The organism is Sphingosinicella sp. CPCC 101087 (genome assembly GCF_004151485.1).
Classification (GTDB): Bacteria; Pseudomonadota; Alphaproteobacteria; order Sphingomonadales; family Sphingomonadaceae; genus Allosphingosinicella.
On record NZ_SBFF01000010.1, the window covers coordinates 72,586 to 86,322 of the forward strand.

General features: G+C 67.6%; 10 protein-coding genes. 6 read left to right on the forward strand and 4 right to left on the reverse strand.

Translation table 11 applies throughout. The annotated features are described in order from the left end of the window. Positions 1 to 13: 13 nt before the first annotated feature. The 3 genes from EKM57_RS16125 to ssb all read left to right on the forward strand — a co-directional run bounded on the left by EKM57_RS16125 (position 14) and on the right by ssb (position 3,252). A complete protein-coding gene (locus EKM57_RS16125; RefSeq protein ID WP_129793701.1) occupies positions 14 to 649 on the forward strand; it encodes a COQ9 family protein in 636 nt (211 codons plus the stop codon). A gap of 116 nt (positions 650 to 765) precedes the next feature. After that, entirely contained in the window at positions 766 to 2,658 is a 1,893-nt protein-coding gene (locus EKM57_RS16130) for a cytochrome c/FTR1 family iron permease (RefSeq protein WP_129793548.1), read from the forward strand. A gap of 117 nt (positions 2,659 to 2,775) precedes the next feature. Beyond that, a complete protein-coding gene (gene ssb / locus EKM57_RS16135) occupies positions 2,776 to 3,252 on the forward strand; it encodes a single-stranded DNA-binding protein (RefSeq protein ID WP_129793549.1) in 477 nt (158 codons plus the stop codon). Positions 3,253 to 3,307: 55 nt separating this feature from the next. On the opposite strand, the gene EKM57_RS16140 is transcribed toward ssb, so the two are convergent. Both EKM57_RS16140 and EKM57_RS16145 read right to left on the reverse strand, forming a co-directional pair. Next, positions 3,308 to 3,841, reverse strand: a complete 534-nt coding sequence (locus tag EKM57_RS16140) for a DUF177 domain-containing protein (RefSeq protein ID WP_129793550.1) — start codon at positions 3,839 to 3,841, stop codon at positions 3,308 to 3,310. Then, positions 3,841 to 4,362, reverse strand: a complete 522-nt coding sequence (locus EKM57_RS16145; protein ID WP_129793551.1) for a ubiquinol-cytochrome C chaperone family protein — start codon at positions 4,360 to 4,362, stop codon at positions 3,841 to 3,843. The genes EKM57_RS16140 and EKM57_RS16145 overlap by 1 nt, the downstream gene beginning before the upstream one ends. Before the next feature lie 122 nt (positions 4,363 to 4,484). Between EKM57_RS16145 and EKM57_RS16150 the strand changes: the two genes are divergently transcribed. After that, entirely contained in the window at positions 4,485 to 4,964 is a 480-nt protein-coding gene (locus tag EKM57_RS16150) for an outer membrane protein assembly factor BamE (RefSeq protein ID WP_129793552.1), read from the forward strand. A 21-nt stretch (positions 4,965 to 4,985) separates the two neighbouring features. Here the strand turns inward: EKM57_RS16150 and EKM57_RS16155 are convergent, their stop codons facing one another. Together EKM57_RS16155 and EKM57_RS16160 are read right to left on the reverse strand one after the other, a co-directional pair. Beyond that, entirely contained in the window at positions 4,986 to 7,253 is a 2,268-nt protein-coding gene (locus EKM57_RS16155) for an NADP-dependent malic enzyme (protein ID WP_129793553.1), read from the reverse strand. A 76-nt stretch (positions 7,254 to 7,329) separates the two neighbouring features. Continuing rightward, positions 7,330 to 8,238 (reverse strand): hypothetical protein, encoded by a 909-nt coding sequence (locus EKM57_RS16160; RefSeq protein WP_129793554.1) that lies wholly within the window; start codon positions 8,236 to 8,238, stop codon positions 7,330 to 7,332. Positions 8,239 to 8,326: 88 nt separating this feature from the next. Here EKM57_RS16160 and mutS point away from each other — a divergent pair, with 88 nt between their 5' ends. Both mutS and EKM57_RS16170 read left to right on the forward strand, forming a co-directional pair. Further along, complete coding sequence (gene mutS, locus EKM57_RS16165) at positions 8,327 to 10,939, forward strand: DNA mismatch repair protein MutS (protein WP_243451089.1); 2,613 nt, start codon at positions 8,327 to 8,329, stop codon at positions 10,937 to 10,939. Next, entirely contained in the window at positions 10,936 to 13,677 is a 2,742-nt protein-coding gene (locus tag EKM57_RS16170) for a [protein-PII] uridylyltransferase (RefSeq protein ID WP_129793555.1), read from the forward strand. The genes mutS and EKM57_RS16170 overlap by 4 nt, the downstream gene beginning before the upstream one ends. The last annotated feature ends 60 nt before the right edge of the window (positions 13,678 to 13,737 follow it).

A 13,737-nucleotide genomic window follows, 5' to 3' on the forward strand; every position in this document is an offset into this window, starting at 1 on the left:
CGCGCCGCCCGACATGAACCTGGACGAACTTCGCGTCGCCCTCGCGCCGTTGCTGCCCGAGCATGCTGCCTTCGATGGCTGGTCGGACGAAGCTCTGGCGATGGCGGCCGATTCGCTCGGCGTACCGCCGGCGCGCGCGCGCCTCGCCTTCCCGGGTGGGCAGACGGACATGATCGACGCCTGGTTCGATTGGGTCGATCGGGCGATGCTCGCCGCTTTCTCACCCGAGCGTATCGCAGCGATGAAGGTCCGCGAGCGGATTCGTGAGCTGGTCATGTTCCGACTAGAGGCGATGCGCCCGCACCGCGAGGCGTTACGCCGGGCGCTGGCGATCCTCGCGATGCCGCAGAATCTCGCGACCGCGTCGAAACTCGCCTGGCGCGCTGCCGACCGGATGTGGCGGGTCGCGGGCGACACTGCGACCGATTTCAATCATTACAGCAAGCGAGCGATCCTCGTCGGCGTCTACGGCTCGACCAGTCTCGTCTTCCTGGACGACGCGGCCGACGACCTGATCGACACGCGCGCCTTTCTGGACCGGCGAATCGACGACGTGATGCGGTTCGAGAAGTTCAAGGCAAGCTGGCGCGGCACGCCTATGCCGTCGCTGAGCCGATTTCTGGGCCGGCTGCGCTACCCCGCAGTCTGAGTGCTGGCAAACCCTCGCGCTATTGATAATCAGTCGCACCAAAGCTAATCACGGCTGATCGAAAGCGGTGGGGAAGCCCTTTGATCTCGGTTCTTAGAAGGTTCGGCCTTGCTCTGATGCTGATTGTCGCCGCCGCCTTGCCGGCGGCCGCGCAAGCCGATGACGCAGCAGTCCAGACGACTTGGCGACTTCTCGATTATGTCGCCGTGGACTATCGCGAAGCCGTCGCGGACGGGCGCATCGTCAACCAGCTCGAGTATGACGAGATGCGCGAGTTCACCGCTGCCGTTACCCATCGGCTGGCGGTCCTTCCCGAGCATCCGGATCGCGCCGGCCTGGTCGAGGCGGCGCGGGCGATCGAGGCCGCTGTGGTGCGCCGTGCGCCCCCGGCCGAGGTGGAGCGCAGTGCACGCGCTCTGGCGGAGCGCCTGCTCGCCGCATATCCGGTGCCGCTCGGACCTCCCGCTTTGCCGGACCTGGCGCGCGGCGCCGCACTCTACGCCGAGCAATGCGCGGCATGCCACGGGCCCGATGGTGCCGCGAAGGTTCCGGTCGCAGCGGAGCTCGATCCGCCGCCGATCGACTTCACCGATCGCGCCCGGGCACGCGAGCGCAGCGTCTTCGCCCTCTATCAGGTGACGAGCCAGGGTCTCGAGGAAACGGCGATGCAGAGCTTCGCCCATCTCAGCCCGGAGGACCGCTGGGCGGTCGCATTCCACGCCGGCCGCTTCGCGTTTCCGCAGGCGCTCGCAGCGGAAGGGGAGCGGATCTGGCGTAGCGACGCGTCGGTCCGGGCGTCGGTTCCGGACCTCGAGACGCTCGTCGGATTGACCCCGGCAGCGCTTGCCGCGCAAATCGGAGACGAACGGGCTACCGCGGTAACGGCTTTCCTGCGCGCCAATCCCGAGGTGGTGGCGCAGGCAGCCGGCGCCGGCACGCTGGCCACGGCACGCGCTCGGCTGAACGAGAGTCTCGCCGCCTATCGGGGGGGAGACCACGACCAGGCCGCCGAACTCGCGCTCGCCGCCTATCTGGACGGTTTCGAACCCGTCGAGGCCTTGCTCGGCGCGCGCGATTCGAGCCTGGTCGCTGAAGTTGAACGGGAGATGGGAGGGCTTCGCGCCGCGATCGGCCGCGGCGTCCCGGTGGACGAGGTTTCCGAACGAGTCGGGCGGCTGCAAGCCTTGTTCGACCAGGCCGAGACGCAGCTCGCTCCCGAAGCGGGCAGTGGCGCCACCACCTTCGCCGGTGCGTTCGCCATCCTGCTCCGGGAGGGGCTGGAGGCGTTGCTCATCGTCGTCGCGATGATCACCTTTCTGATCCGCGCCGAGCGCCGCGACCTGCTGGTGTGGGTCCATGCAGGCTGGATCGCCGCCTTGGCCGGCGGGGTCGCCACCTGGTGGATCGCCAGCCATTTCATCGCGATCAGCGGTGCCGATCGCGAGCTCACCGAGGGATTTGGCGCGCTGCTCGCGGCGGTGGTCCTCCTGTTCGTCGGCATCTGGATGCACGACAAGGCCCAGGCCGGCGCCTGGCAGGCCTATGTCCAGGCGAAGCTGGACCGGGCGCTCGGCCTCGGCTCGGCCTGGCTCCTCTTCGGGCTCGCCTTCGTCGCCGTCTATCGCGAAGTGTTCGAAACGATCATCTTCTTCGCCGCCTTGGGAGCGCAGGGCCAAGGGACGGCGATGCTCGGCGGCGCCGCGGCCGCGACCGTCTTGCTCGCCCTGATCGCTTGGGCGATGCTGCGACTTGGGCGGAGGCTGCCGATCGCCAAATTCTTCCAGTATAGCGCTGCCCTGATCGCGGTATTGGCCGTTGTGCTCGCCGGCAAGGGCGTCGCCGCCCTCCAGGAAGCGGGCTTGTTCGGCGTCACCCCGCTCGAAGGCTTCCCGCGCAGCGAGATTCTCGGCATCTATCCGACCCTGGAGACGATCGCGGCGCAGTTGGCCATGGCGCTGCTGCTCGCCGCCGGATTCCTTCGGGCACGCCGCCGCGCCGCGGTGGCTTGACCAGGGGCTCGCACCGGAAGGTCGCGTTGCGCCGGGTCGATGGAGAACGTAGAGAGAACGGCCTTGGCGGGCGCGGCGGGCTGGCCTATGCGCGAGTCGCGCAATGAGGAGAAGAAGATGGCGGGCGTGAACAAGGTGATACTGGTCGGCAATCTCGGGGACGATCCCGAGGCGCGCTCGCTCAACAATGGCGGCGAGGTGGTCAACCTGCGCGTCGCTACTTCGGAGACGTGGAAGGACCGCGACGGCAATCGCCAGGAGCGGACCGAATGGCACCGCGTCGTCATCTTCAACGAGAATCTCGGCCGCGTCGCGAAGCAGTATCTGCGCAAGGGTTCCAAGGTCTATCTCGAAGGCCAGCTCCAGACCCGCAAATGGACCGACCAGAGCGGCCAGGATCGCTATTCGACCGAAATCGTCCTGCAGCGCTTCCGCGGCGAGTTGGTGCTGCTCGACCGGCGTGAGGGCGGCGGTGGCGGGGAGGATTTCGGCGGAAGCTATGGCGGCTCGAGCGACTTTGGCGGCGGATCGCGCCCTGCCTCGAAACCTCAGCCGGCTTTTGACAGCGACCTGGACGACGACGTGCCGTTCTGACGGACCCGACCGGCCGTCGGCGGGCGAGGGCCGGCTCCATCCGCCTTCGGATCAGCTAATCCTGCTTTCTCATCTTGTCCCTGAGTGCCGCCAGGGCACCGAAGGGACCGGCTTCCTCCTCGCTCTTCACGCCCGCCGCCTTCAGCGCCTCGGCGGCATTGGGCGCGCGCGGGAACGGGTCGAGGCTCAGTGACAGTGTCTCGGCGACCGCCTCGCCGACATCGACGGCGCCGCCCTCGTAGAAGACGACATCGAGTTCGGCCTCGCTGAGCTCGACCTCCTCGTCCGGCCGTCCGTCGGAGGGCAGCGGACGGAAGGAGATTTCGAACGGCTCGTCGACGCTCGCCCTCACGGGGTCCCCGCTGGCGACGCAGCTCTGCATGACCGAGGCGGTGACCCGGCCGCGGGCGACGACCTCCTCATCCCTCCGCGACAGCGCCGCCGTGGCCGCCAGTCGGCCGATCTCGACCAGGCCGAACCGGCGGGCCAATGCGGCACGCTCCTCCGGGTCGGCCTCGATCTCGACCGTGCGCGGCTCGGCGCCGAGCGCGTCGACGCGGAAAGGCCGGCTGAACTCTGCCCTGGTCATCACGCCGCCACCTCGCCCGCAAGCAGGGTATCGAGCGGCTGCGCGTCGATCGCTCGGCTCAGCCGCTCCAGCCGCCCGGCCACCCAGGCCAGGGCTTCTTCCGACGGAGGCGAATCATGATAGATGTTGCGCCTTGCCGCCGCAGCGAACCCGGCTTCCCCGGCGCGGGCGGCTCGCAGCGCCGTCAGCCGGCCGCCGAGCGCGCCCATCATTCGCCCGACATGCTTGCCGACCACGTAATCGCCGATCCCGATCTGCCTGAGACTGGAATCCATGTCGTCGACGAACAGTTCGGTAAGCAGCACCGACGGCTCACGCCCGGCATCACCCTCCGACTCCAGCCGCAGCAGCACCAAGGCGGTGATCGCGGCGACCATGTCGAATCGGCCGCCGACCGTGTCGGGAACCCCGCCTTCGCGATACCAGCCCGGCTCGCGCGCGGCGGCGACGATCGCGCGGTAGAGCGGATCATAGGCTCGGCGGGGGTCCGTCCGGCCGAAGATGCGCTGCAGGAAAGACAAAGGCTTCCTATCCAAAGGATTGAAAATTGCGGCGCTTGCGCCGGTTAGGCGATGTTCATATTGGAGAGGCTAGTCAAGACCGGGTGCACGGGCGCCGCGACCATCCAGGAGAGTTTAGCCAGATGAGCCTGCCGACCGCATCGCGTGCCGTCACGATCGCCCTGCTCGGCGCGACCGTGCTGGCGGCCGGCTGCGCGCCGATCCGCACCCATCAGGGCTACGTGATGGACGAGACTCTCGTCGCCGCCATCCAGCCTGGGGTCGATAATCGCGATTCGGTGGTCGGCACGTTGGGCCGCCCCACCTTTGTGGGGCAGTTCGATCAGCGCGACTGGTATTATGTGTCGCGCGACACCCGTCAGCTCGCCTTCAACATGCCTCGGCCCACCGATCATGACGTTCTCCACATAAGGTTCGACGAGGCCGGCAATGTCGAGCGGGTCGAGCGGACCGGCATGGACCTGGTGGTCAACATCGATCCGATGAGCGAGGAGACGCCGACTCTCGGCCGCGAACGCAGCCTGTTCCGCGAGCTGTTCGGCAATATCGGCGCCGTCGGCCAGGCCGGCCGGGGCGGCCAGACCGCCGACAACCCGCAATAGGCCCCGGCGCAATCCGGGGGTCTATCGCACGATCCGCCCTGCCGCGAGCACGGCGAGCGTCATCAGGTCGGACGCGCTTGCGGTCATCGAGGCGATCTGGACCTGCTGCTTCATGCCGACCAGGATCGGCCCGATCTGGGCGTCCCCGCCAAGCTCCTTGAGCAGCTTGGCGGCGATGTTCGCGGTTTGCAGGCCCGGCATGACCAGCACGTTTGCCGGCCCGGTCAGCCGGCTGAACGGATAGACGCGCTGGAGCACTGGATTGAGCGCGACATCCGCGGCCATCTCCCCCTCATATTCGAAATCGACATGGTCGCGGCTGTCGAGCAGCCGCACGGCATTGCGGATCCGCTCGAGATAATTGCCCTCGGGGTTGCCGAAGTTGGAGTAGGACAGGAAGGCGACGCGCGGCTCGTGGCCCATCCGGCGGGCGACCGAAGCGGTCTGCTCCGCGATCTGAGCCAGCTGCTCGGCGGTCGGGCGCTCGGTGACCGTCGTGTCCGCAATGAAGACGGTATGGCTCTGGCCGACCAGGACATGTACCCCGAAGGGGGTGATACCGTCCTGGGGATCCAGCACCCGGCGGATCTGCCGCAAATTCTGGGCATAAGTGCGGGTGATTCCGGTGATCATCGCATCCGCCTCGCCAACCGCGAGCAGGCAAGCCGCGAAGATGTTTCGGTCCTGATTCACCATCCGCTCCACCTCCCGGTGAAGGTAGCCGCGGCGCTGGAGCCGGGCGTAGAGATAGTCGGCAAGCTCGGACACGCGAGGATAATTGCGGCTGTTATAAACCTCGAAGGATTCCGGATATTCCACGCCGAGCGCACGCAACCGGTCATGCACGTCGTCGCGGCCGACGAGCACCGGAATTCCGTAGCCGCCGTCGCGGAAGGCGATCGCCGCGCGAAGCACGACATCCTCCTCCCCTTCCGCGAACAGCACCCGCCGCGGATCCGCTCTCGCCGCGTCGTAAGCGAGGCTCAGCACCGAGGTGGTCGGGTTGAGGCGCGCGCGTAGGATCGTGCGATAGCCGTCGAGATCCTCGATGGGCTTTTGCGCGACTCCGCTGTCCATCGCCGCCTTGGCCACCGCCGCGGGCACGACCTCCATCAGCCGCGGGTCGAACGGCGCCGGGATGATATAATCGGCGCCAAAGGTATGGGCCTTGCCGCCATAAGCGGCGGCGACCTCTTCGGGCACCTGCTGGCGGGCCAGGTCTGCCAGCGCCTGCGCGGCAGCGATCTTCATCTCGTCGTTGATCGTCGTGGCCCGCACGTCGAGCGCGCCGCGGAAGATGAAGGGAAAGCCGAGGACGTTGTTGACCTGGTTCGGATAGTCGGAACGGCCCGTCGCAACGATCGCATCGGGCCGTGCCGCCTTGGCCTCGGGCGGCAATATTTCCGGATCGGGATTGGCCATTGCGAAGATGATCGGGCTCTTCGCCATGTCCTTGACCATTTCGGGCTTGAGCGCACCCGCCGCGGAGAGGCCGAGAAAGACGTCCGCGCCCTTCAGGGCTTCGGTCAGCGTCCGGGCTTCGGTATCGGCGGCATGGGCAGACTTCCACTGGTCCATACCCTCCTCGCGCCCCTGGTAGATGACGCCCTTGCGGTCGCACATGATGACATGGTCGTGGCGAACGCCCATCGCCTTGATGAGCTCGGTGCAGGCGATCGCCGCCGCACCGGCGCCATTGACGACCACCCTCACGTCCTTGAGGTCGCGCCGGGTGAGGTAGCAGGCGTTGATCAGCCCGGCCGCAGTGATGATCGCGGTGCCGTGCTGGTCGTCGTGGAAGACCGGGATGTTCATGCGTTCGCGAAGAGTCTGCTCGATGATGAAGCAGGCCGGTGCGGCGATGTCCTCCAGGTTGATGCCGCCGAAGCTGGGCTCGAGCAGCTCGACGGCGTCGATGAAGCGATCGACATCCTCGGTCGCCAGCTCCAGGTCGATGGAATCCACGTCGGCGAAGCGCTTGAACAGCACCGCCTTGCCTTCCATCACGGGCTTGGAGGCCAGAGCGCCGAGATTGCCGAGGCCCAATATGGCCGTACCGTTCGAGATGACGGCGACGAGATTGCCCTTTGCGGTATAATCGTAGGCAAGGCTCGGATTTTCGGCAATCGCCCGGACCGGTACGGCGACGCCGGGCGAGTAAGCCAGGCTGAGGTCGCGTTGCGTCGCCATCGGCTTGGAGGCGACGATTTCGATCTTGCCGGGGCGCCCGGACGCGTGAAATTCCAGCGCCTCGGCTTCCGAAAATTTGACGTTGCTGCCCTCGCTCATCCCGCGCGCTCCTCACCAGTTGAGAAGCTCTTGGCTGCGTTCAGCCGGCTTCGCAAGGGCGTGGCGCGGTTGGGCTCTAGAAGGCGATTCCCGGGCGCAGGACGAACTGGAAGACCAGCAGCAGGATCATGAGCGAGACGAGCGGCCCCACGAGCGAGCCGGCGAGCGACCGCGCGCCTGCCGCGATTCCCGCGGTGCGCCACGCATTGGCCTGGATCCAGCCAATTCCGGCGACGGTCACGATGAGCGGTGGGAGGACGACCTCGATCGCCTCGCGGGGCATCCGGAACGGGACGATGAGGAGGATAGCCGCCAAAGCCGGCAGGGTCGCGATCCGCAACATGAAGCCGCTGCGCGCGCCGGGCGCGGCGATTCGGCCCGCATCGTCGGCCAGGGCGAGAAGCGGCCGCGTCAGCGCCAAGCCTGCCGCGATCATGGCGACGAGGGCGACGAGGGCGGCGGCCGCCTTGGCGGCAGGGCTCATCTGCAGATAATCCATCGCCATGCCGACGTCATTGGCGGGCAGGATGGCGCCGATGACGACTTGCGTCAGCGCCATGAACAGCCCGTGATAGGCCATCCAGACGATGAACAGCCGCGTATTCGACGACTGGCCGGCTCCCGCGCGCGCGAGCACCGCGAACAGAAGGCCGGTGAGCAGGGTCGCCACCGCACCGGTACCCTGGAACAGGGAAGCGAGCGGATGATCGCCCTCCCAGGCGTGATTGTTGTGGTAGAGGACCGGATGGATGCCCGGCGCGAGCGCCTTGGGCACGACCAGGAACAGCTCCTGAATGAAGAAGACGATGTTGAAGGTGAGGGCATAAAGGAGCGACGAGCGCAGGCTCACCTGCCAGTCCCAGGGCCACCTGCGCGGCGGCGCGGCGGCGGCGCCGCGTCCGAACAGCCCGGCCAGGCCGAACGTCAACGGGCCGCCGATCGCGACGGCGACAAACAGGATGGCGATTGCTTCCTCGTGCCCCATCGGCTGTCGCCGTGCTAACGCCCTCGCCCGTCGCGTTCAATCGCCTGGGCGGTTTCGCATCCGCGGCAAAGCCACTATCGATCGGCTAATGGCCACAGCTCGTCCCCGTTCCGAGGCCGGACCGACTCCGATGATGGCGCAATATCTCGCGCTCAAGGCGGAAGCGCCCGATTGCCTGCTCTTCTACCGAATGGGCGACTTCTTCGAACTGTTCTTCGAGGACGCCAAGGCCGCCGCCCAATGCCTCGACATCGCGCTGACCGCCCGCGGCGAGCATGAGGGCGCACCCATCCCGATGTGCGGCGTGCCGATTCACGCGGCCGAATCCTATCTCGCCAGATTGATCAGGGCGGGACACCGGGTCGCCATTGCCGAGCAGACCGAAAGTCCCGCCGAGGCGAAGAAGAGAGGCCACAAGTCGGTGGTCAACCGCGCCATCGTTCGCGTGGTGACAGCGGGAACCCTGACCGAGGAAGCCTTGCTCGACTCGCGGACGGCCAACTGGCTCGCAGCGGTGGCCAAGAGCGGCGAACGCTACGGAATCGCGGCAGCAGACGTCTCGACCGGCCGGTTCGAGCTCACTTCGGTTCCGCCCGCCAGCCTCGATGCCGAACTGGCCCGGCTCTCGGCGGCGGAGATCGTCTCGCCGGAGCCGCTGCCCGGGGCGCAGGAACGGCGAGCCGGCTTCGACAGCCTTGCCGCCGAGCGGCGCCTGAAGGACCGGTTCGGCGTCGCGACCCTAGACGGGTTCGGCCATTTCGACCGCGCGGCCTTGTGCGCAGCCGGGGGGCTGCTCGCTTATCTGGACGAGGTGGCGAGGGAGGCCTTGCCCTTCCTTCGTCCACCGGTGGCGTTGAGCGCCGGCGATCACATGATGATCGACGCGGCGACGCGCGAGAGCCTGGAGCTGACCCAATCGGTCTCCGGCACGCGCGCCGGAAGTCTGCTGGCCTGCATCGACCGCACCGTCACCGGCGCCGGTGCGCGGCTGCTCTCGGCGGACCTCGGCGCGCCTTTGCTCGACCGGCTCTTGATCGAGCAAAGACTCGATCTGGTCGCGCATTTCGAGCGCGACAGCGGGGAACGGGAGGCAATCCGCCGGCAGCTCCGGGCGCTTCCGGACATCGGCCGTGCCCTCGGCCGCCTCGCTGCAGGACGCGGCGGACCGCGCGACCTTGGCCAGCTGCGGGACGGCCTTGCCGAGGCGCGGCGCCTGCACGACCGTCTGGCGAGGATCGACAATCCCCCCCCTTTGCTCGCCGCCTTGCTGCCGGCGCTGACCGGCCATGGGGAGCTGGTCGATCTTCTCGGCCGCGCCCTGGTGCCGTCGCCGCCGATCGACACCGCCCAAGGCGGCTATATTGCCGAAGGCTTCGACCCTGCCCTGGACGGGCTGCGCACGACCAGCGGCGAGGGCCGTCGCGCTATCGCGGCGCTCGAAGCGCGCTACCGCGAGCAGACGGGGATCTCGGCCCTCAAAATCCGCCACAACGCCGTGCTCGGCTATCATATCGAGGTGCCGGCGCGTCACGCCGACCGCTTGATGGCGGCGGATTCGGGATTTACCCACCGTCAGACCCTGGCCGGGGTCGTCCGCTTCAATGCACCGGACCTGCACGAGCAGGCACTGCGGGTTACCCAGGCCGGCGCTCATGCACTCGCCGCGGAAGCCGCCCACTTCGACGAGCTCACCGGAGCAGCTCTGGCGCGGGCGGAGGCGATCGCCGCGTCCGCCGACGCCCTCGCCCGGCTCGATGCCGCTTCGGCACTCGCCGAGCGGGCGGTGGAGGGGGGCTGGTGCCGTCCGCGTTTCGTCGATGACGGCCGGTTCGAGGTGGAGGCGGGGCGGCATCCGGTGGTCGAGGAGGCGCTGAAGGCGTCCGGGGGCCGTTTTGTCGCCAATGACTGCCACTTGACCGAGGATAGTCGTCTCTGGCTGGTCACCGGCCCCAATATGGGCGGCAAGTCCACCTTCCTCCGCCAGAATGCGCTGATCGCGATCCTTGCCCAGTCCGGAGCATTCGTCCCGGCCGCCGCCGCAACGCTCGGACTGGTGGACCGGTTGTTCAGCCGCGTCGGTGCTTCGGACAATCTCGCGCGCGGCCGTTCGACCTTCATGGTCGAGATGGTGGAAACCGCCGCCATCCTGGCCCAGGCTACCGACCGCAGCCTGGTCATCCTCGACGAGGTCGGGCGGGGCACGTCGACCTATGACGGCCTGGCAATCGCCTGGGCCGTCGTCGAGGCAATCCACGACAAGAGCCGCTGCCGCTGCCTCTTCGCCACGCATTATCACGAGCTCACGCGGCTCGCCGAGCGGTTGGACGCTTTGTCGCTCCATCACGTGCGCGCCCGCGAATGGAAAGGCGACCTGGTCCTGCTTCACGAGGTGACCGGCGGCCCCGCCGACCGAAGCTATGGGATCGCGGTCGCCAAGCTGGCGGGCATGCCGCCCGACGTGCTGGCGCGCGCCCGCTCGGTCCTCGCCCGGCTCGAGGCGGGGCGGTCGGCGACCGGCGGAATTGCGGCGGGCCTCGACGACCTGCCTTTGTTCGCCGTGGCGCTGCAGGAGGATGATGAGGTTCGGCCCGACCCAGTCCATGCGGCGCTCGGCGAGATCGAGCCGGATACGCTCAGCCCACGCGAGGCGCTCGAACTGGTCTATCGGCTCAAGCGGCTGCAGGCGGAGGATGAACGATGACGGCACGGACGATCGTCATTCCCAACCGCCGTGACATCGTCGACCGGCGCGCGCTCGCGGAGCGAATGGCAGGATCGGACCGGCAACAGGTTGCGGCGATGCTGAAGGAGGCGCTCGCTCGAGGCCGGGCGGAGATTGCTCGCCGGCTCGAGGAGAAGCCTTACGCCGGCAGCGAGACCGCCGCGGCTTACGCCTTCCTGACGGACCAGCTCCTCCGACTGGTGTTCGACTATGTCACCGGCCAGCTTCATCCGATCGCCAATCCGACCACGTCCGAGCGATTGCTGCTGATGGGGGTCGGCGGATATGGCCGCGGCGAGATGGCGCTTCACTCCGATGTCGACATCGCCTTCGTGACGCCGTGGAAGCCGACCGCCTGGACCGAGAATGTCGTCGAATCGATCCTTTACCTGCTCTGGGACCTCGGCCTGAAGGTCGGCCAGTCCACGCGCAGCACCGAGGAACTGGTCCGCGCCGCCGCCGGCGACCACACGGTGCGGACCGCCATATTGGAATCGCGCTACGTCTGGGGCGACGAGGCGCTGTTCGACGAGGCGCAGGCGCTGTTCTGGAAGAAGGTCGCTTCGGGAAATATCCGCACCTTTGCCAAGGAGAAACTGGACGAACGGGACGAGCGGCACCGGCGGATGGGCGACAGCCGCTACGTCGTCGAGCCCAACGTCAAGGAGGGCAAGGGCGGTCTTCGGGACCTCCATGCCTTGTTCTGGATAGGCAAGTTCGCCTATCGCCTCCGCTCGGCCGCCGAGCTGGTCGAGGTGGGCCTGCTCTCCCAGTCGGAACTGCGGCAGTTCCAGCGGGCCGAGCGCTTCCTGTGGGCAGTGCGCTGTCACCTCCACGTCCTTGCCGGACGTCCCGAGGAGCGGCTGACCTTCGACTACCAGCGCGAGATAGCGGCGCGGATGCGCTACGCGGATCGGCCGGGCAAGTCCTCGGTCGAGCGGTTCATGCGGCACTATTTCCTTCATGCGAAGACGGTCGGCGACCTGACCGGGGCGTTCCTGGCGCATCTCGACGAGAAGTTCGCGCGCCGGGGGCAACGCCTCCATCTCCCCTCCCTCCGCCGCCGACCGAGCAAGCTGGAGGGCTTCATGCTCGACAGGGGTCGGCTGGCTATCCCCGACGACTCCTTCCTCGCCGACGATCCGGTCAGGCTCATTCAGATGTTCGCTTTGGCCGATCGCTATGAGCTGGAGATTCACCCGCTGGCGATGCGCGCGGCGGCGCGTCTCGCGAAGCTGATCGACGCCCGGGTGCGGGCCGATCCCCGTGCCAATCCCCTGTTCCTGGACGTGCTGTCGTCGCCGCGCGACCCCGAGACGGTGCTGCGCTGGATGAATGAAGCCGGGGTGTTCGGCCGCTTCATTCCGGATTTTGGCCGCGTCGTCGCGCGGATGCAGTTCGACATGTACCATCATTACACCGTCGACGAGCACTCGATCCGGGCGATCGGCTTGCTCGCGCGGATCGAGAAAGGCGAGCTGAAGGACGACCATCCGCTCGCCACCGGCCTCTTCAAGCGGATCGCGTCCCGCCGGGTTCTCTACGTCGCCGTTCTTCTCCACGATATCGCCAAGGGTCGTGGCGGTGATCATAGCCTGCTCGGCGCAGAGATTGCGCGAACGCTCTGTCCCCGCCTGGGCCTGACGGAGGCCGAGACCGAGACCGTCGCCTGGCTGGTCGCGCACCACCTCCTCATGTCGGCAACGGCCTTCAAGCGCGACCTTGCCGATCCAAAGACCATCCAGGATTTCGCGGCGCAGGTGAAGAGTTTGGAGCGGCTGCGCCTGCTGTTCATCCTGACTGGTGTCGACATACGCGCGGTCGGCCCGGGGACCTGGAACAGCTGGAAAGCGCAGCTGCTGCGAACCTTGTTCGAGGCCGCCGAAGAGACGCTGAGGCTCGGGCACAAGCAGACGGGGCGCAAGGAACGGATCGCGGCAATCCATGAGACGCTGAGTGCGCGCCTGGGCTGGGGGCCGCGACGCTATGCCCGCTTCGCGGAACGGCTGGCGGACAGCTACTGGCTGGCCGAGCCGCTCGACGTGATCGAGGGTAATGCCCGTCTGGTCGACGCCGCCGACAGCAATCCGGACGAAGCGCGACCGATGGAAACGCGCGTCCTGGCCAATCGCGGCGCGACCCTGGCGACCGTCTACGCGAGAGACCAGCCCGGCCTGTTCTACCGCATCGCCGGCGCCATCAGTCTGGTCGGCGGCAACATCATAGACGCCCGGGTCCACACGACCGCAGACGGCATGGCGCTGGATAATTTCCTGGTCCAGGACATGTCCGGGGCGGCCTTTGACGACAGCCACCAGCTCAGGCGGCTGGAGGAGGCGGTGCTGAAGGCGATCGAGGGTCAGGAGCCGATGCGCGAACGGCTCGCCGCCCGCGGCCTCCCGCTGCGCCGTGCCGAGGCCTTTCCGATCCAGCCGGCTGTCTTCGTCGATAACGGGGCTTCCAACCGTTACACGGTTCTTGAGGTCAATGCTCGCGACCGCGCGGCCTTGCTGTGCGAGCTGGCCCAGGCGATCACCGAATCGAAGGCGGTCATCCACAGCGCCCATATCGCCACTTATGGCGAGCGCGCGGTCGACGTCTTCTACCTGACCGAATTCGGAGGCGGGAAGATCGAGGCGCCGGCGCGGCTGAAGACGCTGCAGGCGCGCCTTCTCAAGGCGGCCGGATATGCGCCGTCACGGCGCAAGGCCGCCTGAGGAGCCGGAAAGGAAAGGCCCCCGCGATCGCGGGGGCCTCTCTCCCCTCTCGCTCAGGTC